Here is a 20,058-nt window from a genome sequence, read left to right as displayed (position 1 = left end):
CCTGGGCAAAATACGCGGAAGCCTTGCGAAGGATCTCGTTGGCCTGGCGAAGCTCGCGGTTCTCGCGTTCCAAAGCCTTGAGTTTCGTCGCCACATCCGTAGGCACACCGGCTCGCACGCCACTGTCGCGCTCGGCCTTCTTCACCCACTCATGCAGCGTCTGCGCCGTGCAGCCGATCTTGGCGGCGATCGACGACACCGCCGCCCACCGCGAGGCATGCTCGCCTTCGTGATCCAGAACCAGCCGCACCGCACGGGCTCGGACCTCGGGAGAGAACTTGTTGGTCGTCTTGCTTGTCATGGCTCCACCTTCTCAGGAGTTGGAGCCTCCGATCAACCCGGCGCGGTTCACTTCTGCTGGAAATTGGCCAGATACTCGGCAGCTTCAAAGGCAAGTTCGCCGTGATTGGCGGCGCGGTGCCTTGGCTCCTCCTAGAAAACGAAGAAATGCCGCATGTAGGAACTCTCGATGTCGATCTGGGCCTCGATACCGATGCACTGGGAGATGGCGAATACGCCCGACTTGTCGAGGCGCTCATGGGAAATGGATATGAGCAGCGGGGCGACCATCGTTTGTTCCAGCTTGTTCGGACAGTACCTGTCGATGATGGTGGAGGTCCGATCGATGTGGTTGTCGACTTTTTGCGTCCTTTCGATGCCGTCTTCACAAGGAACAAGCCACCGCTGATCGAGCATTTTGCCGTGCAGCGTGCATCGGGGCCGAATTGGGGCTGCGCTTCTACAACCTCGTTGCGATTTCGGGCGAAATGCCGGATGGAGGCGCAAACCACGTCAACATCGCCGTCGCATCGATCCCCGCCCTCCTCGCAATGAAGGGCTATGCAATCGAGAACCGCCTGAAGAGGAAGGATGCGTACGATATCTATTACTGCGTTCGAAACTATCCAGGTGGCCCTGAAGCCCTTGCTGCGGATTGCGAGCCGGTTCTCGCTCACAAGGAAGGCAAAGAGGGGTTCAGGTTTATTGCTGGCAAGTTCGAGGCGGTTGACAGTTTCGGCCCCACCAGCGTCCGCCAGTTCGTGCAGGACACACAAATTCTTGGTGATCGCAGTGCCGATCAATGGCAGCAGGATGCATTTGGTCAGGTCGCTGCGTGGCTCCGTGCACTTGGCTTGAGAGGGTAGGTGACCGCGCTGCTGCCGTTCCTCGCTAGCAATTTATCCCTTGGGAGTGCAGCGGTTTGAAGTGCATGGCTGAATATCCCGAACGCTACAATTACCGTCTATTTCATTTCATCACTGAGTTGGACAACAGCCTTGCCGGCCGCCTTTACGTGAAGGTCGGACGCTCGCAGGCGGTCGATCGCCGCATGGCTGTACGTGGATGCCGTCATTGAGAATTGGCTGGGGCGCCAGGATTCGAACCTGGGATTGTCGGTACCAAAAACCGATGCCTTACCACTTGGCTACGCCCCAACAGCCGGAACGTGCCCGCTGCGCGCGGCCTTATAAGACGAGCCGACGGAAAGCTCAATGCCGAGAATGGCGAGTATGAGCAACTAACCCGACGGCGAGAGTTTCGCTCCGCAATTATCGGATCGGATGCGGACTGTGTTGTTTATTCACCCCAGACGGCCATTTCGTTACCGGCCGGATCGACGAAATGAAACCGCCTGCCGCCGGGGAACGAGAAGATCGGCTTGACGATCGTGCCGCCGGCATTTTCGACGGCGTCCAGGGTTTCCTCCAGATCCTTCGAATAAAGCACGGGAAGCGGCTTGGCGGGCGCTTCGTCAGCATCGGCTTGGAAGCCTCCGTCAAGACCTTCCGAAAAGGCCGAATAGGTCGGGCCATAGTCGGTGAACGACCATGAAAAGGCAGCGCTGTAGAAAGCCTTCAGCCTGTCCAGCGTTCCGCCGGTTGCCGGCATTTCCAGATAATCGAGTTTTCCGGTCAGTCTCATGGCGCTACCCTTGTTCTTGTTGTGTTCTATTCCGGTGGTCGCCGAGCCGCAAGTCTTTTTGGCATCGCTTTTTCTTAATCGATTGTAGAAGCCGGCTGGCTCTGTCGACGCCTTGCCTTTCGCACTGCAGCATCATATCGCTCGGGGTGGACGCGGCGAAACTTCGGCTTCGTCAATCTTTTCAATCTCCTGCAACCGGGGAGCAAGCATGACCAAATGGGTATACACCTTTGGCGACGGCGCTGCGGAAGGCCGTGCCGGCGATCGCAACCTCTTGGGCGGCAAGGGCGCCAACCTGGCCGAAATGTGCAGTCTGGGCCTGCCCGTGCCGCCGGGCTTCACCATCACCACCGAGGTCTGCAACGCCTACTATGCCAATGAGCGCTGCTATCCGGCTTCACTGGAAGCGGATGTCGCGGTCGCCCTCGATCATATCGGCCGGCTGACCGGGCGCCGTTTCGGCGATCCCTCGAAATTGCTTTTGGTGTCGGTGCGTTCCGGTGCCCGGGCCTCCATGCCCGGCATGATGGACACCGTGCTCAATCTCGGTCTCAACGACGAGACGGTCGAGGCGCTGGCCGCTGATTCCGGCGATGCACGCTTTGCCTACGACAGCTACCGGCGTTTCATCCAAATGTATTCCGATGTCGTCATGGGACTTGACCATGAAGTGTTCGAGGAAATCCTCGAAGACCAGAAGGGCGGGCTCGGCCGTGAGCTCGACACCGAACTGACCGCCATCGAATGGCAGGGCGTGATCGCGCTTTACAAGGCCAAGGTCGAGGAGGAACTCGGCAAGCCGTTTCCGCAGGATCCGAACGAGCAGCTCTGGGGCGCGATCGGCGCTGTGTTTTCGAGCTGGATGAACAACCGCGCCATCACCTACCGGCGCCTGCACGACATTCCGGAAAGCTGGGGCACGGCGGTCAACGTCCAGGCCATGGTCTTCGGCAATATGGGCGAGACTTCGGCCACCGGCGTTGCTTTCACCCGCAATCCGTCGACCGGCGAAAAGATGCTCTATGGCGAATTCCTGGTGAATGCGCAGGGCGAGGATGTCGTCGCCGGCATCCGCACGCCGCAAAACATCACCGAGGCGGCGCGCATTGCCGCCGGCTCCGACAAGCCGTCGCTGCAGAAGCTGATGCCGGAAGCCTTCCAGACTTTTGTCACCATTTCCGACCGCCTGGAAAAGCACTACCGCGACATGCAGGATCTCGAATTCACCATCGAGCGCGGCAAATTGTGGATGCTGCAGACAAGGTCCGGCAAGCGCACCGCCAAGGCCGCGCTCAGGATCGCCGTCGAGATGGCAAAGGACAAGCTCATTTCGAAGGAGGAGGCCGTCGCCCGCATCGATCCGGCTTCGCTCGACCAGCTGCTGCATCCGACCATCGATCCGAAGGCGCCGCGCGATGTGATCGGCATCGGTCTGCCGGCTTCTCCGGGCGCTGCCACCGGCGAGATCGTCTTTTCCTCCAATGACGCCGAGGAGCTCAAGACGCAAGGCCGCAAGGCGATCCTCGTGCGCATCGAGACCAGTCCCGAAGACATCCACGGCATGCATGCGGCGGAAGGTATCCTGACCACGCGTGGCGGCATGACCAGCCACGCCGCGGTGGTGGCACGCGGCATGGGCAAGCCTTGTGTGTCTGGCGCGGGCTCGCTGCGCGTCGACTACAAAGCCGGCACGCTGATGGCGATGGGGTCGACGTTCCGCAAGGGCGATATCATCACCATCGACGGCGGCAACGGCCAGGTGCTGAAAGGTGCAGTACCTATGCTGCAGCCTGAGCTCTCGGGCGATTTCGCAGCCATCATGGAATGGGCCGATGCCGCGCGTCGCATGAAGGTGCGCACCAATGCAGAGACGCCGCTCGACGCGCGCATGGCGCGTTCCTTCGGCGCCGAGGGCATCGGGCTTTGCCGCACCGAGCACATGTTCTTCGAGGGCGACCGTATCGTCGCCATGCGCGAGATGATCCTCGCCGACACGGAAAAGGGTCGGCGAACGGCGCTGGCCAAACTCTTGCCCATGCAGCGCTCGGATTTCCTCGAACTGTTCGAGATCATGGCCGGCCTGCCGGTGACGATCCGCCTGCTCGATCCGCCGCTGCACGAATTCCTGCCCAAGACCGAGGAAGATGTTGCCGAAGTCGCCGCCGCCATGAACGTGTCGCCCGACAAGCTCAGGCAGCGCACCGACGCCCTGCACGAGTTCAACCCGATGCTTGGCCATCGCGGCTGCCGGCTTGCGGTTTCCTATCCCGAAATCGCCGAGATGCAGGCGCGCGCCATTTTCGAGGCCGCTATCGAAGCCGGCAAGAAGGCCGGCGCGCTGGTGGTTCCGGAAATCATGGTGCCTCTGGTCAGTCTGGTGAAGGAACTCGACTACGTCAAGGCGCGCATTGATGCCGTCGCCAAGAGCGTGATGGAGGAAACCGGCGTCAAGATCGACTATCTTACCGGCACGATGATTGAACTGCCGCGCGCCGCGATCCGTGCCCATGTCATTGCCGAGGCGGCTGAATTCTTCTCTTTCGGTACCAACGATCTGACCCAGACCACCTTCGGCATCTCACGCGACGACGCAGCTTCGTTCCTGGAGGTCTATCGTCAGAAGGGCATCATCGAGCAGGATCCGTTCGTGTCGCTCGACATCGAGGGTGTTGGCGAATTGGTGCGGATGGCCGCCGAGAAGGGCAAAGCAACCCGGCCGGATATCAAGCTCGGCATTTGCGGCGAACACGGCGGCGATCCGGCATCCATCCATTTCTGCGAGGAGGTCGGCCTCGACTATGTGTCATGCTCGCCCTACCGCGTACCGATCGCCAGGCTGGCTGCCGCGCAGGCGGCGGTGCAAGTTGGGAAGACTCTGGCGTCATGAGCGTCGGTCGGGCCCGATGTCGGTGTGGGGCCGTGGATCGGGGAAGGTCAACTTCTTCGGGATTTGACCGCTGGTTGCGCTCCACGTCGGCTATCCGGGGAGGAAATCCGCGCTTAAAGGATGGAACCGGGTCAAAGTTGCCTGTTGTGCTGTGATGATCATTTGCTGTCGGTTCGCCGGGCAAGGCGCACTCCAGGGCCACCGCCATTTTCTGGGATGAATTCGACACCGGCAGCCTCCAATGCTTTGCGGATCGCTGCCTTATTGTTCGGATGTGGGACCCGGGCGCCTCGCTCAAAATCAACTACGGTGGGTCGTGATACCTTGGCGGCGTCCGCCAGCTCGCTCTGACTCATTCCCAGCATCGCGCGAGCACCTCGACACTGCGCGGCAGAAATTTTACTATAAGTCAAATGTTTGTCCCTAAGGTTGACATGGCGCGGATAATTGGTCAAATTATCAAAGGCTATACGCTGCGAGAATGTTCGCGGCCGAACAGGATGTTTGCACCATCCCGTCCGGCCTGACCACAATCTAAGCTGATTGGAGCTCGGATCATGGGTGATTCCGACAATAGCATGACTCTGCCTTTCGTCACTCGCAGGCGAGTGCTTGCGGGAGGGATGATCACGTCCACCGCTTTGGCGTTTGAGAAAAGTGCGCTTGCCGGCAACCCAGCGGCAACGAGTATACCCCCCGACCCAGCGCTTGCGCTTTGGCGGGAATGGGAGACAGCCCACAAGCTGACCGAGCGGCTTTGCCTCAGGCAGCAGCGCCTGGAGACGAGGCTTGTCGAGAGCGTCGGCTTTCCCTGTGCGACCGTCCGCCTGCCCGAGAGTGAGGAGGTGACCGTTCACTCGATCGAGGCGCTCAATGAAGTGCTCGGCAAAGGGCCGGACATGGCGGCACTCCGCGAGACGGCCGAAGCCGAATTCGCGGCGCATCACGCACGCTGGGATGCGGCTGCCGAGGAGACTGGTTATTCCGCCGTCCTCAGGGCCGAGCGCGAAGCCGGCGAGCGGGCACAGGATCTGCTGGAAGCGTTCTCAGCCACCTCCGCCACGACTCTCGCCGGTGTCGCAGGCAAGCTCGATGCCGTGTTGCGCGAGGGCGAGGCCTGGGAGGAATGTTCCGAGTTCCCCTGGCCGCAAATCCGCTCGGCGCTCAGCGATCTGGTGCGCATCGCCCAGCAGATGATGCCGGAACAGTCTTTCACGGCGAGCGCCGTCCAGAGCTCCGCCCGCGGCGGGCCGGCTGCTGTTTCCGCGCCTAAAAGACGAGGAAGGAGGCGAGACATGAATATCCGTCCAACCCCACTTCCGGCTTCAGCAGAGAAGCCCTCAACTTGCAGCGAAGCGTCTGCCTCCCGTCACCCTTCAACTGGCAGGGAGTTGGCAACGCCGGACGCTCTTGCGGCATCTCACCATCCGGCGGCGAGCGATCCCGATCTGCTGGACGCCTTCAACCGCGATGCCGCCCTGGAGAAATGGACCGTGCCGGAAGCTGCAGAGGCAGCGAAAGCCTTTTGGGGAAAGACAGCCGCAACCGCAATCGCCTGGTGCGCCTTCTCGGCGCGTTGCGACGGGCGGACACAGGAATTCCGATTCTGGTTTCGGGTATTCGCCCATCTTCAAGCGAGTTCGCCTGATTCCGAAGCGGAAGCAGCGTCCGGGAAGGCTCATCCAGGCAGTTCCCGATAGGGGAGATTATGTCTGGCGAGGGAACTGCCTGCTCGTCGAGAGCACGCCGGGTCGAAGCCAGCCCGTCAAGGCCAGAGCCGCATCACTGTGGCGCGTGCCGCGCCAGTCTTGACCGGCAGCTTTCGGCCCGGCGGACGCTTCGGACGCGGGCAAGGCTCCGGTACGAGCGATACCGCTCCACCCCTCAGGATGCGTTACTCCGGCAGTTCGTCGCCCTTGATCGGCGCCTTCCCATTGCCGGCCCGCTTCAGGATGTCCAGCGCCTTGGGGATGTCGGCGCGGGCAGCGCGTTCATGAAAGTAGCTCTCCGTGCGCAGCGCCGAAAGCTTCTCAGCGACTGCCACATTAATAAACTGGTTGAGCGGCACGCCTTCGCTCTCCGCCACCTTGCGCGCCTCATCGAGAAGCGAGAGCTGAAGCCGCAGTGCGAAATTGCTTCTCCTCATGTCTTTCTCTCCAATCGTCTCAGCGCCTCACCCGGCGACAGGACTATGATACCGAAGCGCTCGGCCACCTTGCCGAAGTCGCGTAGGTTGAAGGTCACCCGGCATTCAGCAACGCCTCCGCCAGGCCAAACTCGACCGCCGAATGCTGTGCCTGGCGTAAATTCAATCACGGCATCGGCCGGGATAGAAGGCGACCACCGGAAATCTGCGGCCGATGCCGTTCTTGCCGGAATCGAGGACGCTTCGTCCCTTTTGGGTCGAGCACTCGGACTTCCGCCAGCCAACTTGGGCCCGTGCTCTTGATCCCGGTAGCACTCCTTGCATTGTTTGAGATTGAAAGTATTAAAAGCGTGACCGCGTTGACCGCGGTCTACATCGTGGGGATCGTTGCGGAAATGGCGCCTTAGGTTTTATGCTGGCGTCATCTGGCAAAAAGGAGCTTGCATTGGGGAATGGTGCTGACAGACGTAGCGTCGATGCGTGCTGCGCAGCATTGAAGTCGGCATTCCAGACCTTTTGAGTGCGAGATCTAATGACCGAGCGGATCGTCAGTTTTGTTATGAGTGGTGGCATTGGCTCACGGCTGTGGCCGCTGTCGCGCGAGGATAATCCCAAGCAGTTCCATGACTTTTCAGGCGATGGCTCGATGCTGGTTAAGACGCTGCATCGGCTGACGGCGCGGCCGGATGGTGAAACCCCGGTCTTCTTGATTGCTTCGGAGCGGCACGCTGACCGCATCCACGCCGATCTCGCCGGACTCGATCTTTCGGGCGGCGGCCCCTTGTTCGAGCCGACCGGACGCAACACCGCTGCCGCCGTTGCCTTGGCGACCCTACGCACCTTGTCAGAATATGGCGACAGCCTCGTACTGGTGGTGCCATCTGATCATGAGATCGCGACCGCACGGCAATTCTGGCAGAGCGTCGAAAACGGCACTGCGGCAGCGCGTGCGGGCCGGCTGGTGGTGTTCGGCATCAAGCCTGATCAGCCGGAGACCGGTTACGGCTATATCGAGGTCGCCGGCGAGAAGAATGGCATCTACGATGTCTCGCGTTTTGTCGAAAAACCGGACCTCGTGACCGCGCAAAGCTATCTGGCGGCCAATAACTTCTACTGGAACACCGGCATCTTCCTGTTTCGCGCCAGCGCCATGCGTGACGCCTTCATGGCTTTCGAGCCCGAAATATGGGGGTCCACCGAAACTGCCTACCAGGCGGCGACCTCGGATCTTTCCGGTCTCTATATGCCTCTGGAGCTCTACGCCGTTATTCCCTCGACATCGATCGACTATGCGATCATGGAGCGCGCCGGCGATATCGCCATGGTGCCGGCCGGCTTCCGATGGAACGATCTCGGTTCCTGGCAGTCGTTGCTCGATGTCGGTCCCTCCGACGAAAAGGGCAACGTGATCGTCGGCGATGTGGTCGCCATCGACTGTGAGAACTCCTACATCCGCAGCGACAGTCGCTTGCTCTCGGCCATCGGCTTGAAAGACGTCGCCATCGTGTCGACCGCCGATGCTACCTTCGTCGCCCCGGTCAACCGCAGCCAGAACGTCAAGAAGATCGTCGAGCAACTCGAAAAGAGCGGCCGCCTGGAAACCAGGTTTACGCCCGCCGACGACCGCGTGATCGAAAGCGGCGCTTGGCGGCGCCGTGTACACCACTGGCTGTTTGAAGAGACGGTGCCGCTGTGGTCCACGGTCGGGGTCGATGAGCGCCATGGCGGTTTCCATGAGGCACTCGGCTTTGACGCCACACCGCTTATGAAGCCGAAGCGCATGCGCACCATGGCGAGGCAAGTCTACGCCTTCGCTGTCGCCAAGGCGCGCGGCTGGGACGGGCCTGCCGACCGGTTGATCAGCCACGGCATCGAATTCATGAACAGGAACGGCCGCACCGACAACGGCGGCTGGGTGCGCACGCTTAACGTCGATGGCACGGTTGCCGACGCCGCGGAGGATGCCTACGACCATTCCTGCGTGCTCCTGGCGCTGGCGCATGCCCATATGGTCGGCAATCCCGACGCCTTGCGGCTTGGCGAAGAAACGTTTTCGTTCCTCGACGCGCATCTCGAGGATCACCGCATGACAGGTTTTCTCGAAACGTCGAGCGGCGAGGGCGAACGTCGCTCCAACCCACACATGCATCTGCTCGAGGCTTTCCTGGCCTGGCATCAAGCGACCGGCGAGATCGCCTATCTTCGCCGCGCCGCGCGCATCGTCGATTTGTTTCGCAGCCATTTCTTCGATCTAGAAAGCTGGACGCTAGGCGAATATTTCGACGCCGAGTGGAGGCCGGCGGAGGGCGAAAAAGGTCTATGGACGGAACCCGGCCACCATTTTGAATGGGCCTCGCTGCTGGCCGACTTCGCAGGGCGCACCGGCCAGAGCGAATTGAGCGGCTTTGCCAGAAAGCTCTATGCCTCGGCCATTGCCAACGGCCTCAATCGCGCCACTGGCCTCGCCTATGGCGCCGTTTCGCGGCAAGGCCTGCCACTCGACCTTGTCTCGCGCAGTTGGCCGCAGGCCGAAGCAATCAAGGCAGCGATTGCACTGGACGGTTCAGGTGGCCCCGACCTCAAGCCCGAGATCGAAGCGCGTGTCGGTCGCCTGTTCCGTTGGCACATCAACCCAGCACCGCTCGGCCTGTGGATAGACCGGATCGATGAGCGTGGCCGCTCGCTGGCGACCGATGTGCCGGCAAGCATCTTCTACCATCTCGTCTGTGCGCTGACGCAATATCTGGACAGCACCGCCGGCGAATCTCGGTAAGTGCTCGCCACGTGCGGTCTCGGCGTAGTCGCCTGCCGGCCCACTGCGCTAATGGTTCACCGCGCCCCTTGCGGGGTTATTCTGTGAGGGCTGAGCGTTCCGCCGCCTTCATGCAGCAATTCGGCTGCATCGGTCCTGCTGGATCGGCTCAAACCGGAATACCGGCAACTGGGTATGCCGACATCGGGAGATCGGGGTTGAACCTGTCTCACGCTCGCCAGGAAGGCACGATCTGTCAAAGTGCTGGTTGAACTGAAATTCAGTTCAACCAGCACTCCGAGGTTGTCGGCACAGGATCGCAACGATGCTGACGGGCAAAGCATTGGTCCCACGAGAACGCTGTGACTGTTCGTCAGCCCGAAATGGGTCTTCGAGGCGACGAGACGCCAGAGGAGCAGATAAGGAGCCGCCGTCAGTTATGAGCCCGTCAGCAGGGCTTATAGTGCCCACCTGACTTCTCTGGCTGCCCGCATAAAAACCCTTGGCTTATTAGTTGCTCGGCGAGATCAGCCCCGTCGCTCGTGAAACATTGGGCCACTACAAAGTTGTTCAGCCTTGAGGCGACAAGGCCATCACAAGGTGTGCCATGCCCTACCGGCTTGCAGGAGACCGTCTGCGGCGGGAACCGCTGCCTTGCCGCTTCAGAAACAAGACTGGTCATCCCTGGCGGCTTCGTAAAAGTCGCTCCGCACAAGATCACATGTGTGGATGCGACAGTTATATCCCGGATGTCTTTCATAACAAGGGTGCCGCTAAAAGGCATAGGGTTGTCTCGGACCTGTGGTCGTCTTTTTGGTTCATTCGCTTGCAGTAGGGCGAGAATACCCCACGTAAACAGCGCAAAAAACATAACTAAAACCGCATAAAAGCGCCACGACATACTCATTCTGCCTCGCAACATGCAATCCAATGTTCTATTTTACTGTCACGCAATGAAACTGGGATCAGCCGGCAATTTGCATGACCTTCTTCGGCTATCAAATCCGCCGCCTCACGAACCGTCGGCTTGCAACATTGTCGTGAGAGAGTACCCCATTTACGGCCGTCAAGGTGCTCGTGCAGCAAGCGAACTAACACAGCTGACCGCTATTAGGCCGCACGCGATGCCGGCACAATCAGCAGCCCAGTCGAGCCCATCAAAATCGCGTGCCATCAAAGCCGTGCCTTGAGCGACCTCGATCGCAGCGCCAACCAAAGCGAGGAAGAGTACCAGCTTCGCCTTGCGTTCCGGCCAACTGAGACTCCCAAAAAAGATCAACGCGGCGAAAGCTGTGGCGTGGTTTAGCTTGTCGTAGTGGAAGCCTACATCGAGTCCGAATTCCCTAAGACGCGGCATGGGCAAAAGCGCAAGCACGAGCACGGCAAGCAAAGTGACGAAAAAGGCTATCCGTTCGGTAACGAGTTGGAATCTCATATGATCCCTTGAAAGGCTGAATCCTGGTAGACAAAGCTGGGTTTGATGGTCCGCGCCGAGCCTACTATGATGTCGAGGGCAAGGCGGTGCCTACGGCCACGATTGCACCCAATGCTTCGAAAATCAAACTGAGCGTGCAGTGCATCGGCGTGCCCAGCGCCTCCCTTCGGCCGATCGCGCCATGCGATTGCCCAGGCAAGGAGCTTTGTCACTGGCTGGATCCGAACAGGGCCTGCTGTGTCTGGCGCCTTGAAGATCAAGCCGGTGGTCGGCACGGTGCGGGTAATCCTTTGACGCACGGTTAAGGACGCAGAACAGCTACTTTGACGCCATGCTTGCTAAAGGGCGACATGGCGGTCAACTGCCGCGCCTTGACGCTGCCGATCTGGAACCAAACTAAGCGCCTAATCCAAGAACATTTTTGCGCGATCGCGATGTCGTTGTGGGCGGCAACTGCGGGCCATGCTGCGCCACTCGTGGAGCCGATGCTGCATATCAAGCCGGTCTCAGGTGGCAGTGGCCGTATCGCCTTGACGCTCGATGCCTGTGGCGGTCAGACCGACACCCGGATCCTCTCGGCGCTTGTGGAAAACAGACTTCCTGCAACCATCTTCGTCACCGCCATATGGCTGAAGCGCAACGCCGCCGCTCTCCAGATCATGCGGGCGCATCCCGATCTGTTCGAACTGGAAAACCATGGCGGCCGTCACGTCCCGGCCGTCGATACACCGCAACGCGTCTACGGCATTCGCAGCGCCGGCAGTCCGGAAGCAGTCCTGGCCGAGGTCGAATCGGGCGCGGCCGCTCTTGCCGGAAACGGCCAAGCAACGCCGAAATGGTTTCGCGGGGCAACCGCCAAATACAGTCCGTCGGCCATCGCGATGATACGCAAGCTTGGATTCAAGATCGCAGCTTTCTCGATAAACGGCGACGGCGGCTCATTGCTGGGGGCAAAGGAAACCGCCCGTCGCATTGCCGCCGCCAAGGACGGTGATGTCATCATCGCTCATATCAATCAGCCGAACCACGCCGCGGGCGAAGGCGTGGAGCAAGGTGTTCTGATGCTGAAGGGTAAGGGCTTTACCTTCGTGCGGCTCGACGAGGCCAACGACGTCGGCAATGACGGCACCACCGACTGATCGACAACGCAGGTCTCGAACCGCCTCTGCTCAGGCTGGTGTGGCTTCGATCGTCACCTTGCTGGGATAGAACGCGCCGTGATCGCGGATTTCGACCATTTCGTCGAAGGGCTGTTCATACGCCCACATCGCATCCTTGCCTCCTTCTGCGGCAGGCAGCACGCTCCAATAGCTCGCATCACCCTTGTAGGGGCAATGGGTCGACAATTCTGTCTTGCGAAGCTGGTCGAAATCTATGTCGTCGAACGGAATGTAGAGGACTGAAGGGTAGGGGGGCTCCGTCAACATCTTGGCCTTGGTGGACGAGGCAATGACCACACCGCCGGCGCGTACGGTCACGGTACCGATGTAAGGCTCGACGGTAATGACTTTACCCGGGTTGCGTTGAAAGCCGGGCGACGGGTTGGCGATCTGGTCCATGACTGGTTCTCCTTGCATCGACCTAAGGTGTGACGTGCGCGTGCGTTGCGCAAGGCCGCCGTCGAATGCGAAGCGCGAAAACCATCGCCTATGGCGTTGCCAGATCTCTCGTCGAGCCGGCCCTGCCGATGACAGATCAGGCGGCAGCCTGAAACGCGTCCATCAGCCCGGCGTAGGCGGCGGCAATACCGGCGACCGGATTGGTGCTTCTCGACGCGGTTTCGACCTTGAGCGCGCCACCGCCGGTCGGCAAGGTGAGAAGCAGGAACTGCCGGTTGCCGCCATCGCCGACGCATGCCGCGGCAACGTGCTGGCCCTCGCCTTCGTTCTGAACGCACATCTTGAAGAGCAGCGTGCCGCCGACCGCCTCAAGGGCGCCGCCGACAACTTCGACGAATTCGTCTTCGGTAACGGTTATGGCGTCCGGCGCCAAATCGGCTAGACTTTCGGCAAGCGTATTTTCGAGAGCCTTGTCGTCGAGCTGCGCGTCCATGCGAACCTCTTTCATTCGCCAATCACACCCCTGCCCATTAATCAAAGTTAACGCCGACGATGGCCGGATTGTGGCGGTTTTCCCTGTCTTTTCGATCAATGCACCGCTTCGGCCCTGTCATGGCTGGACAATCCGCCGGTTCGTCCCACAATGGAATGAAAAACCAATGGGAGGAACAAAATGCTCGGACTGATGCAGGAATGGCCGCTGCTTTGCCACAAGCTCATCGACAACGCAGCCAGGCAGCACGGCGAACGCGAGATCGTGTCGCGCTCGATCGAGGGTCCGATCGTCCGAACCACCTACGCCGAAATTCATCGCCGCGCCTTGCAGGTCGCTGAGCGACTCGAGCGTGATGGCTTTGGGCTTGGCGACCGCATCGCCACATTGGCCTGGAATACGGCGCGCCACATCGAAGCCTGGTACGGCATCATGGGGGTCGGTGCGATCTATCACACGCTCAATCCGCGCCTCTTTCCCGAGCAGATCGTGTGGATCATGAACAATGCCGAAGACAAGGCGATCTTCGTCGATCTGACATTCATGCCGCTGCTTGAAAAGATCGCCGGCGCGGTCAAGTCGCTGAGAAAGGTGATCGTGCTGACCGACAAGGCACACATGCCGCAAACGGCGCTGCCGAACGTCGTTGCTTATGAGGAATGGCTTGACGAAGCCGACGGCGGCTTCGCTTGGAAGACGTTCGATGAAAACACCGCCGCCGGCATGTGCTACACCTCGGGCACGACAGGCGATCCGAAAGGCGTCCTCTATAGCCACCGTTCGAACGTGCTGCACGCGATGATCGCCGCGATGCCCGACGCGATGGGCCTCTCGTCGCGCGATACCATACTGCCGGTCGTGCCGATGTTCCACGCCAACGCTTGGGGCCTTGGCCAGAGCGCGCCGATGATCGGTGCCAAGCTGGTCATGCCTGGTTGCAAGATGGACGGTGCCTCGATCTACGAGTTGCTCGACACCGAAAAAGTGACGTTCAGCGCAGCCGTGCCGACAGTGTGGTTGATGTTGCTCCAACATCTGGAGGAGACCGGCAAGAAACTCCCCTATCTGAAGAGGGTCGTCATCGGCGGCTCATCTTGCCCGCGCGCGATCACGAGGAAGTTCCAGGACAACTACGATGTTGAGGTCATCCATGCCTGGGGCATGACCGAAATGTCGCCGCTCGGCACGCTGTGTACGATGAAGCCGGACTATGCCGGGCTCGAGGGCGAAGCCCGGCTCGATGTCCAGAGCAAGCAGGGCTATCCGCCCTTCGGCGTCGAAATGAAGGTGACGGACGACGACAACAACCCGCTGCCTTGGGACGGCAAAACATTCGGGCGCTTGAAGGTCCGCGGACCGGCAGTCGCGCGCGCCTACTATGGCGGCGTCGGATCCGAACAGTTCGACGGAGAAGGCTGGTTCGATACGGGTGATGTCGCCCATATCGACCCGGGCGGCTATATGCAGATCACCGACCGCGCCAAGGACGTTATCAAATCGGGCGGCGAATGGATTTCGACCATCGAGCTCGAGAATCTCGCGGTCGGTCATCCGGATGTGGCGGAGGCGGCCGCGATCGGCATCCAACATGCAAAATGGGGCGAACGACCATTGCTTGTTGTCGTCCGTAAGCCGGGCCGGGAGCCGACCAGGACGGATATCCTTGCTTTCATGAGCGGAAAGGTGGCGAAGTGGTGGATGCCCGACGACGTCGTCTTCGTCGCCGAAATCCCCCACACCGCGACCGGCAAAATCCAGAAGATCACCTTGCGCCAGCAATTCAGGGACTATCGCCTTCCGACGGATTGACAGAGATGGTGCCTTTCGCCTTCAAGCCACCGCCAAAGGGCTCTAAACGTCCGTTCGGGTTGGAGCAGTCCGGAAAATAATGGAAATTTCCCAGCGACAGACGTCGAGGGCGGCCGGGTGGTCGCGGCGGACAGGCGCCTTTTCGGCGGTCCTGCTTCTGACCGTTCTCGTCGGCCATCGATATGACCTTGTTGAGACGCCGGCCTTCCTTTGGGTGCTCGGCATAGTCGCGCTGCTTGCCGCCTCTGCGCTGCTGTTCGCCGGATTTGCCTTTTCGAGACTGTGGAATTTTGGTGACCGCGGCGGTCGCGACCTCACTGTCGGCACGTTGCTCGCATTTCTGGTGCTTGCTCCTTACGGCATTGCTGCCTACTGGGCAGCGACCTATCCGCCGCTCAGGGACATCTCGACGGATCTCGACGATCCGCCGATGCTCGACACCATCACCCGGCCCGGGGATATGAACGCGCTTTCGCCGCCGACCCCGGGTGAACAGCGCCTGCAGACCGAGACCTATCCGATGGTCACCGGACGCAGCTACAATTTGCCCTTCGATCGTGTCCTGCAGGCGGTCGAAACCGTGCTCGATCGGCGGGATTGGCAGCTTACGGCGCCGGTTCCCGACGCGAACGGGCAAAGTGAGGTGACGATCAACGCACTGGCCAAGAGCTTCGTCCTCGGTCTTCCAGCAGATGTCGCCATTCGCGTGGCCGAGGATGGCGATGTGATCATCGTCGACATGCGTTCGGCCTCCCGTTACGGCCGCTACGACCTTGGCGACAATGCGACTCGCATCGTTGATTTCCTCGCCGAGCTGGATCAGGAGGTCGCTGGCCAGGTGGGCACGGCCCCGGCGGAGTAGCGCCTACGCGACGGGCGTGAAAATGCCGTCGATGGCTGGGTCGCCGTCGGTGCTCACCAGACCGCGCGCCACCAGATCCTCCAGATGGGCAAGCACGGACAGTCCGGCAGCGCCATGCAGACGCGGGTCGGTATCGCGATAGATCGCCTCGACCATGGCCTTGATCGTTCGGTCGCCGCTTCTGATCCGCTCCAGGATCGCGCGTTCACGCATTTTGCGATGGCTCTTCAATCCGCGCATGAAGCTGCGCGGCGCGGTCACCGGCCCGCCGTGGCCAGGCAGCAGCAGGTGGTCGCCGCGGTCGATCAGCCGATCCAGTGAGATCATGTAGTCGGCCATGGCGCCATCCGGCGGCGCAACGATGGAGGTCGACCAAGCCATGACGTGATCGGCCGAGAACAGGACGCCTGTTCCTTCCAGCGCAAAGGCCGCGTGGTTGGCGCAATGGCCCGGCGTTAGCACGGTCCTGATCGCCCAGCCGTCGCCGTTGACCACCGTATCGTCGGCAAGCGCGATATCCGGATCAAAGGCGGTGTCGGCGCTGGCGTCGAGCGGATTGACCTCGCCTATGCGCAGCGGCCTCGCCGGGCGATGCGGGCCTTCGGCCAGGATGATCGCACCGGTGCGCTGCTTCAGCCGGGCCGCCAGCGGAGAATGGTCGCGATGCGTGTGGCTGACGAAAATGTGGCTGACCGGCCTGTCTGCGATCACTTCGAGCAATGTCTTGAGATGCGCGTCGTCATCCGGCCCCGGATCGATCACCGCCAGCGTCTTGCGCCCGACGATGTAGCTGTTGGTGCCGTGAAAGGTGAAGGGGCTGGGGTTTGGGGCGGTGACCCGAAGCACGTCAGGCGCAACGGTCACGCCCTGGCCGTAGGACGGGTCGAAGCTTGTGTCGAATTTCAGCGTCATGGCGAATGTCGTTCAGCTCTGTTCTGGAGACGGCAAAATCGATTGCCGCATAACACGGAAGCCAATATAGGAAAACGCAAGGCCGCGATCTGCGGCAGTCCGGAATGGGGAAGACCATGGCAATTGCTACGACGATGCGTCCACTTGTTTCTCTCGCTTTGCCTGAAAAGGGCGCGGCTCGCCTGGCAACGCAGCTTTTGCTTGCGATCGTTGGAACGCTGGTGCTGACCTTGTCGGCAAAGACGAAAGTCGTGCTCGGACCGGTCGACATTTCGATGCAGACCTTAGCCGTCTTCTTAATCGCCGCGGCTTTCGGCATGCGGCTCGGCGTCGCCACGCTGCTTCTTTACATGGCGGAGGGCGCCATGGGCTTCCCGGTCTTCCAGAGCACACCGGAAAAGGGCATCGGCATCGCTTACATGCTCGGCTCGACCGGCGGTTATCTTGCCGGCTTCGTGGTCATGGCGGCGATTGTCGGGTGGGCGGCCGATCGCGGCTGGGATCGCCATCCGATCAAGCTCTTCAATGCGATTCTGGTCGCCGAAATCGTCATGATGGCGATGGGCTTTGCCTGGCTGGCACTGCTCATCGGCCCGGAAAAGTCATGGCAGTTCGGCGTCATGCCTTTCATCGTCGGCGATCTGATCAAGGTCGCCCTGGCGGCGAGCCTTGTGCCAGCCGTCTGGTCGCTGCTGAAGCGCTCCTGAACTCCGGTCGATCGATTGGACGCGGCGCTGACCGGGTCTACACACCGCAGTAATGTGGTTGCGTGGGAATGATTCAGTTCAGCGGCGGCCTGTCGAGGCTTTCGTCAACGCAGGCCGGCGTGACGACGACGAACAATGAATGGCCTGGACAGAAACGCCATTGGCATCTGCCCCCCACAATGCTTTACTTGCGATACCGTCACATTGTGGTCAAGTCGACAGACTAAGGACCAGAACAGTCCAGCGATTCGCCGCGAGGCAGCGTAACCAGGCAGCTACACATCGAAGCAATTGCTCGATACCGTTGCTAGAACAGCTAAAAAGAAGGCGGCTGGACTAATTGGCCTAGGCGTATTAGGTGAAGCTAAAGTTAATAGGCATATTGAAGTAGTTTTCGACCAACAGCCATCATTCTCGCGAAATGGTTGCTTGCTGGTATCCTCAAGCTGTCGTACCCGTTGCCGCTGAAAATGCCGAACCACCAGAGGGAGACGTGTGATTCGCTCGGAAGGAACAACGGCGAAGGTGAATGTATCACCACGGACCGCAACCGGCACCGCCGTACGCTGGTATGCCGCCAGCGTGTTTCCGGGAAAAGAAGAACTCGCCGAACGGCACCTCCGTATGCAGGGGTTTGACCCGTTTGTGCCTCGCTGCGAGAAGACGACACGTCATGCCCGGCGCATCGAGACGCGGCCAGCGGCATATTTTCCAGGTTATATGTTCATCGCCCTCGATGTCGCGCTGCAGCGGTGGCGCTCGGTCAATGGAACGTTCGGCGTGCGCTCGCTCATCATGCAGGGCGAGCGGCCATTGCCGGTCCCCTCGGGATTGGTTGAGCGGTTCATCGCCCTGACTGGCAGGGACGGCTTGCTTGATTTCAGGGGAGGCCTGATTGCGGGCGCATCAGTTCGGATTCTTTCAGGTCCTTTCGCGGAGATGATCGGTTGCCTTGACCGGCTCGATCCAGCCGGAAGGGCCCGGGTTCTGGTTGCCATCATGAACGGCGAAATCCCTGTTGACCTGGATTCGAGGGAGCTCGTCGCGATTGCATAGCCGCAATTGACTCCCGGTCGTGCGGTGCGAGCTGTTGCAAAGTTCGCTCTCGGGCTTCACCCGGGAGTGCGGTAGCCGTTGTTGGAGCCGAAGAATGTCGGTAGACGTGGCGATACAGAACTGCCTTTGCAGATGATCTGTTAACTGGTTAATGGCTTTACGAATTTGAACACCACCACCATCAACCTGCCCAATCAAAGGCATCTCCTGCTTCGGATGCGCTTTCAGCTGCTTGGCGGATTGACGTTCGCGATCATCGTTCCAGCGCTCATTCGCATGTCGTTTGATCAACAAGTAATCTGGTCAACGAATATGCAGGTTACGATCTTTGCTGCATTCATCGCTCATACGTCGGGTTACCTGCTTTACAAGCGCATCGGCAATTTTCCGGGTGTAGCGGCAGCTGGTAATATCTTGCCAACCTTTGCCCTGACTTACGGCCTGGTGTTCGTGACCATCTTCTTTTTCAGGTTTGACTATAGCCGGTTCCAGGCCGCCGCAAGTTTCTTTCAGTCGACATTGTGGTATTTTGGTCTGAGCTTGGCCACGCGACGGCTCGACCGATACCGGTTGGCAGTAATCCCCGGAGGGGATGTCGATAGGTTGGAAAGCATCCCAGGCGTCAGTTGGCACCGGATTCATTCGCCCGAGGCGATTGTCGAATATGCAAGCGGTGTGGTGGCCGATCTTCGAGCCGACCTTTCGGATGAATGGGAACGGTACATCGCCGATCGCGCGCTCTCGGGAACGCCAGTCTATCATGTCAAGCAAATCAGCGAATCGCTCACAGGTCGAGTGGAGATAGAACATCTTTCCGAAAATACTCTGGGATCCTTGAATCCAAATCACGCCTACTTGAAAATAAAGCAGGCCATTGATTGGGTTTCAGCACTGTCTATTATTGTGGTCTTTTCGCCATTGCTTTTATTCGTGGCGGCGGCGATAAAGTTAGACTCAGTTGGCCCGGCCTTGTTCAAGCAAAAAAGAATGGGATACAGGGGAAATCTCTACGAGGTTTACAAATTTCGGACGATGAAACTCAGCGCCGCTGCTGGCGATGAAAAGGAAGAGGCCATCACAAAGACCGGCGATGCGCGCATTACGCGTCTCGGGCAGTTCTTGAGAAAATCCAGGATCGACGAGTTGCCGCAAGCCATCAACATCTTGCGCGGCGAGATGAGCTGGATCGGACCACGTCCGGAGGCCCTCGTTCTGTCAAAATGGTATGAGGCAGAGCTGCCATTCTACCGCTATCGGCACATCGTCCGGCCTGGCATTACCGGATGGGCGCAAGTTAACCAAGGCCATGTTGCGGCGGTGGACGACGTTCTAGAAAAACTCCACTACGACTTCTACTACATCAAGAATTTTTCGCCTTGGCTCGACGTGCTGATTGTGTTTCGTACCGTCCGAACCATGCTGACAGGATTTGGTGCACGGTAGAGCCGAAGAGGCTTACTGATTGCGGGAGGATGATATTATTCGCTTGGAAGACACTCACAATCGCGTTCCAGGAA

General features: G+C 59.9%; 20 protein-coding genes and 1 tRNA gene. 11 read left to right on the top strand and 10 right to left on the bottom strand.

All coding sequences use genetic code 11. The features are described 5' to 3' along the window. Together IQ26_RS17445 and IQ26_RS40425 are read right to left on the bottom strand one after the other, a co-directional pair. Positions 1-301, bottom strand: a 301-nt coding sequence (locus IQ26_RS17445; protein ID WP_145719408.1) for a transposase, incomplete at its 3' end; no start/stop codon positions are given. 131 nt (positions 302-432) lie between these two features. Next, positions 433-570 carry a hypothetical protein gene (locus IQ26_RS40425; protein ID WP_240547159.1) on the bottom strand — a complete coding sequence of 46 codons (138 nt, stop codon included), beginning with the start codon at positions 568-570 and terminating at the stop codon, positions 433-435. A 155-nt stretch (positions 571-725) separates the two neighbouring features. Here IQ26_RS40425 and IQ26_RS40420 point away from each other — a divergent pair, with 155 nt between their 5' ends. Together IQ26_RS40420 and IQ26_RS39160 are read left to right on the top strand one after the other, a co-directional pair. Further along, positions 726-1,145, top strand: a complete 420-nt coding sequence (locus tag IQ26_RS40420; protein WP_240547158.1) for a nucleotidyl transferase AbiEii/AbiGii toxin family protein — start codon at positions 726-728, stop codon at positions 1,143-1,145. A gap of 65 nt (positions 1,146-1,210) precedes the next feature. After that, positions 1,211-1,357 carry a hypothetical protein gene (locus tag IQ26_RS39160; protein ID WP_156090940.1) on the top strand — a complete coding sequence of 49 codons (147 nt, stop codon included), beginning with the start codon at positions 1,211-1,213 and terminating at the stop codon, positions 1,355-1,357. A gap of 4 nt (positions 1,358-1,361) precedes the next feature. Here IQ26_RS39160 and IQ26_RS17435 read toward each other — a convergent pair. Further along, positions 1,362-1,436: transfer RNA gene (locus IQ26_RS17435), tRNA-Gln, on the bottom strand. 142 nt (positions 1,437-1,578) lie between these two features. Beyond that, positions 1,579-1,923 (bottom strand): VOC family protein, encoded by a 345-nt coding sequence (locus IQ26_RS17430; RefSeq protein ID WP_145719406.1) that lies wholly within the window; start codon positions 1,921-1,923, stop codon positions 1,579-1,581. 208 nt (positions 1,924-2,131) lie between these two features. Between IQ26_RS17430 and ppdK the strand changes: the two genes are divergently transcribed. Next, positions 2,132-4,810: a pyruvate, phosphate dikinase gene (ppdK, locus tag IQ26_RS17425; protein ID WP_145719405.1), complete on the top strand. Its 2,679-nt coding sequence runs from the start codon at positions 2,132-2,134 to the stop codon at positions 4,808-4,810. 158 nt (positions 4,811-4,968) lie between these two features. Here the strand turns inward: ppdK and IQ26_RS17420 are convergent, their stop codons facing one another. After that, entirely contained in the window at positions 4,969-5,175 is a 207-nt protein-coding gene (locus tag IQ26_RS17420; RefSeq protein WP_145719430.1) for a helix-turn-helix transcriptional regulator, read from the bottom strand. A gap of 192 nt (positions 5,176-5,367) precedes the next feature. On the opposite strand from IQ26_RS17420, the gene IQ26_RS39950 reads away from it, so the two are divergent. Beyond that, positions 5,368-6,510, top strand: a complete 1,143-nt coding sequence (locus tag IQ26_RS39950; protein WP_208760178.1) for a hypothetical protein — start codon at positions 5,368-5,370, stop codon at positions 6,508-6,510. A 194-nt stretch (positions 6,511-6,704) separates the two neighbouring features. On the opposite strand, the gene IQ26_RS17410 is transcribed toward IQ26_RS39950, so the two are convergent. Further along, positions 6,705-6,956: a hypothetical protein gene (locus IQ26_RS17410; RefSeq protein WP_145719403.1), complete on the bottom strand. Its 252-nt coding sequence runs from the start codon at positions 6,954-6,956 to the stop codon at positions 6,705-6,707. A 532-nt stretch (positions 6,957-7,488) separates the two neighbouring features. Here IQ26_RS17410 and IQ26_RS17405 point away from each other — a divergent pair. Beyond that, a complete protein-coding gene (locus IQ26_RS17405) occupies positions 7,489-9,729 on the top strand; it encodes an AGE family epimerase/isomerase (protein ID WP_145719400.1) in 2,241 nt (746 codons plus the stop codon). Between the two features lie 1,045 nt (positions 9,730-10,774). Here IQ26_RS17405 and IQ26_RS17400 read toward each other — a convergent pair. After that, positions 10,775-11,143 carry a VanZ family protein gene (locus IQ26_RS17400; protein ID WP_145719398.1) on the bottom strand — a complete coding sequence of 123 codons (369 nt, stop codon included), beginning with the start codon at positions 11,141-11,143 and terminating at the stop codon, positions 10,775-10,777. 434 nt (positions 11,144-11,577) lie between these two features. Between IQ26_RS17400 and IQ26_RS17395 the strand changes: the two genes are divergently transcribed. Next, positions 11,578-12,282 carry a polysaccharide deacetylase family protein gene (locus IQ26_RS17395; protein WP_240547157.1) on the top strand — a complete coding sequence of 235 codons (705 nt, stop codon included), beginning with the start codon at positions 11,578-11,580 and terminating at the stop codon, positions 12,280-12,282. 30 nt (positions 12,283-12,312) lie between these two features. Here the strand turns inward: IQ26_RS17395 and IQ26_RS17390 are convergent, their stop codons facing one another. Together IQ26_RS17390 and IQ26_RS17385 are read right to left on the bottom strand one after the other, a co-directional pair. Then, complete coding sequence (locus tag IQ26_RS17390; RefSeq protein ID WP_145719394.1) at positions 12,313-12,702, bottom strand: DUF427 domain-containing protein; 390 nt, start codon at positions 12,700-12,702, stop codon at positions 12,313-12,315. A gap of 136 nt (positions 12,703-12,838) precedes the next feature. Next, positions 12,839-13,195, bottom strand: coding sequence for a hypothetical protein (locus IQ26_RS17385; RefSeq protein ID WP_145719392.1), 357 nt, complete (start codon positions 13,193-13,195; stop codon positions 12,839-12,841). Between the two features lie 180 nt (positions 13,196-13,375). Between IQ26_RS17385 and IQ26_RS17380 the strand changes: the two genes are divergently transcribed. Together IQ26_RS17380 and IQ26_RS17375 are read left to right on the top strand one after the other, a co-directional pair. Beyond that, positions 13,376-15,004: a fatty-acid--CoA ligase gene (locus IQ26_RS17380; protein ID WP_145719390.1), complete on the top strand. Its 1,629-nt coding sequence runs from the start codon at positions 13,376-13,378 to the stop codon at positions 15,002-15,004. Positions 15,005-15,083: 79 nt separating this feature from the next. Next, positions 15,084-15,866 carry a DUF1499 domain-containing protein gene (locus IQ26_RS17375; RefSeq protein ID WP_162457990.1) on the top strand — a complete coding sequence of 261 codons (783 nt, stop codon included), beginning with the start codon at positions 15,084-15,086 and terminating at the stop codon, positions 15,864-15,866. A 3-nt stretch (positions 15,867-15,869) separates the two neighbouring features. Here IQ26_RS17375 and IQ26_RS17370 read toward each other — a convergent pair whose 3' ends face one another. Next, positions 15,870-16,778 (bottom strand): MBL fold metallo-hydrolase, encoded by a 909-nt coding sequence (locus IQ26_RS17370; protein WP_145719386.1) that lies wholly within the window; start codon positions 16,776-16,778, stop codon positions 15,870-15,872. A 116-nt stretch (positions 16,779-16,894) separates the two neighbouring features. On the opposite strand from IQ26_RS17370, the gene IQ26_RS17365 reads away from it, so the two are divergent. From IQ26_RS17365 to IQ26_RS17355, 3 genes are all read left to right on the top strand, one after another. After that, on the top strand, positions 16,895-17,485 hold the full coding sequence (locus IQ26_RS17365) for a biotin transporter BioY (protein ID WP_145719384.1): 591 nt from the start codon (positions 16,895-16,897) through the stop codon (positions 17,483-17,485). Between the two features lie 495 nt (positions 17,486-17,980). Beyond that, positions 17,981-18,541 carry a transcription termination/antitermination protein NusG gene (gene nusG, locus IQ26_RS17360; protein ID WP_145719382.1) on the top strand — a complete coding sequence of 187 codons (561 nt, stop codon included), beginning with the start codon at positions 17,981-17,983 and terminating at the stop codon, positions 18,539-18,541. 165 nt (positions 18,542-18,706) lie between these two features. Further along, entirely contained in the window at positions 18,707-19,984 is a 1,278-nt protein-coding gene (locus tag IQ26_RS17355) for a sugar transferase (RefSeq protein ID WP_240547156.1), read from the top strand. The last annotated feature ends 74 nt before the right edge of the window (positions 19,985-20,058 follow it).

The organism is Mesorhizobium tianshanense (genome assembly GCF_007830515.1).
GTDB lineage: Bacteria > Pseudomonadota > Alphaproteobacteria > Rhizobiales > Rhizobiaceae > Mesorhizobium > Mesorhizobium tianshanense.
The sequence above is the reverse complement of the archived record's forward strand: the minus strand, read 5'-3'. Positions and strand labels throughout refer to the sequence as shown.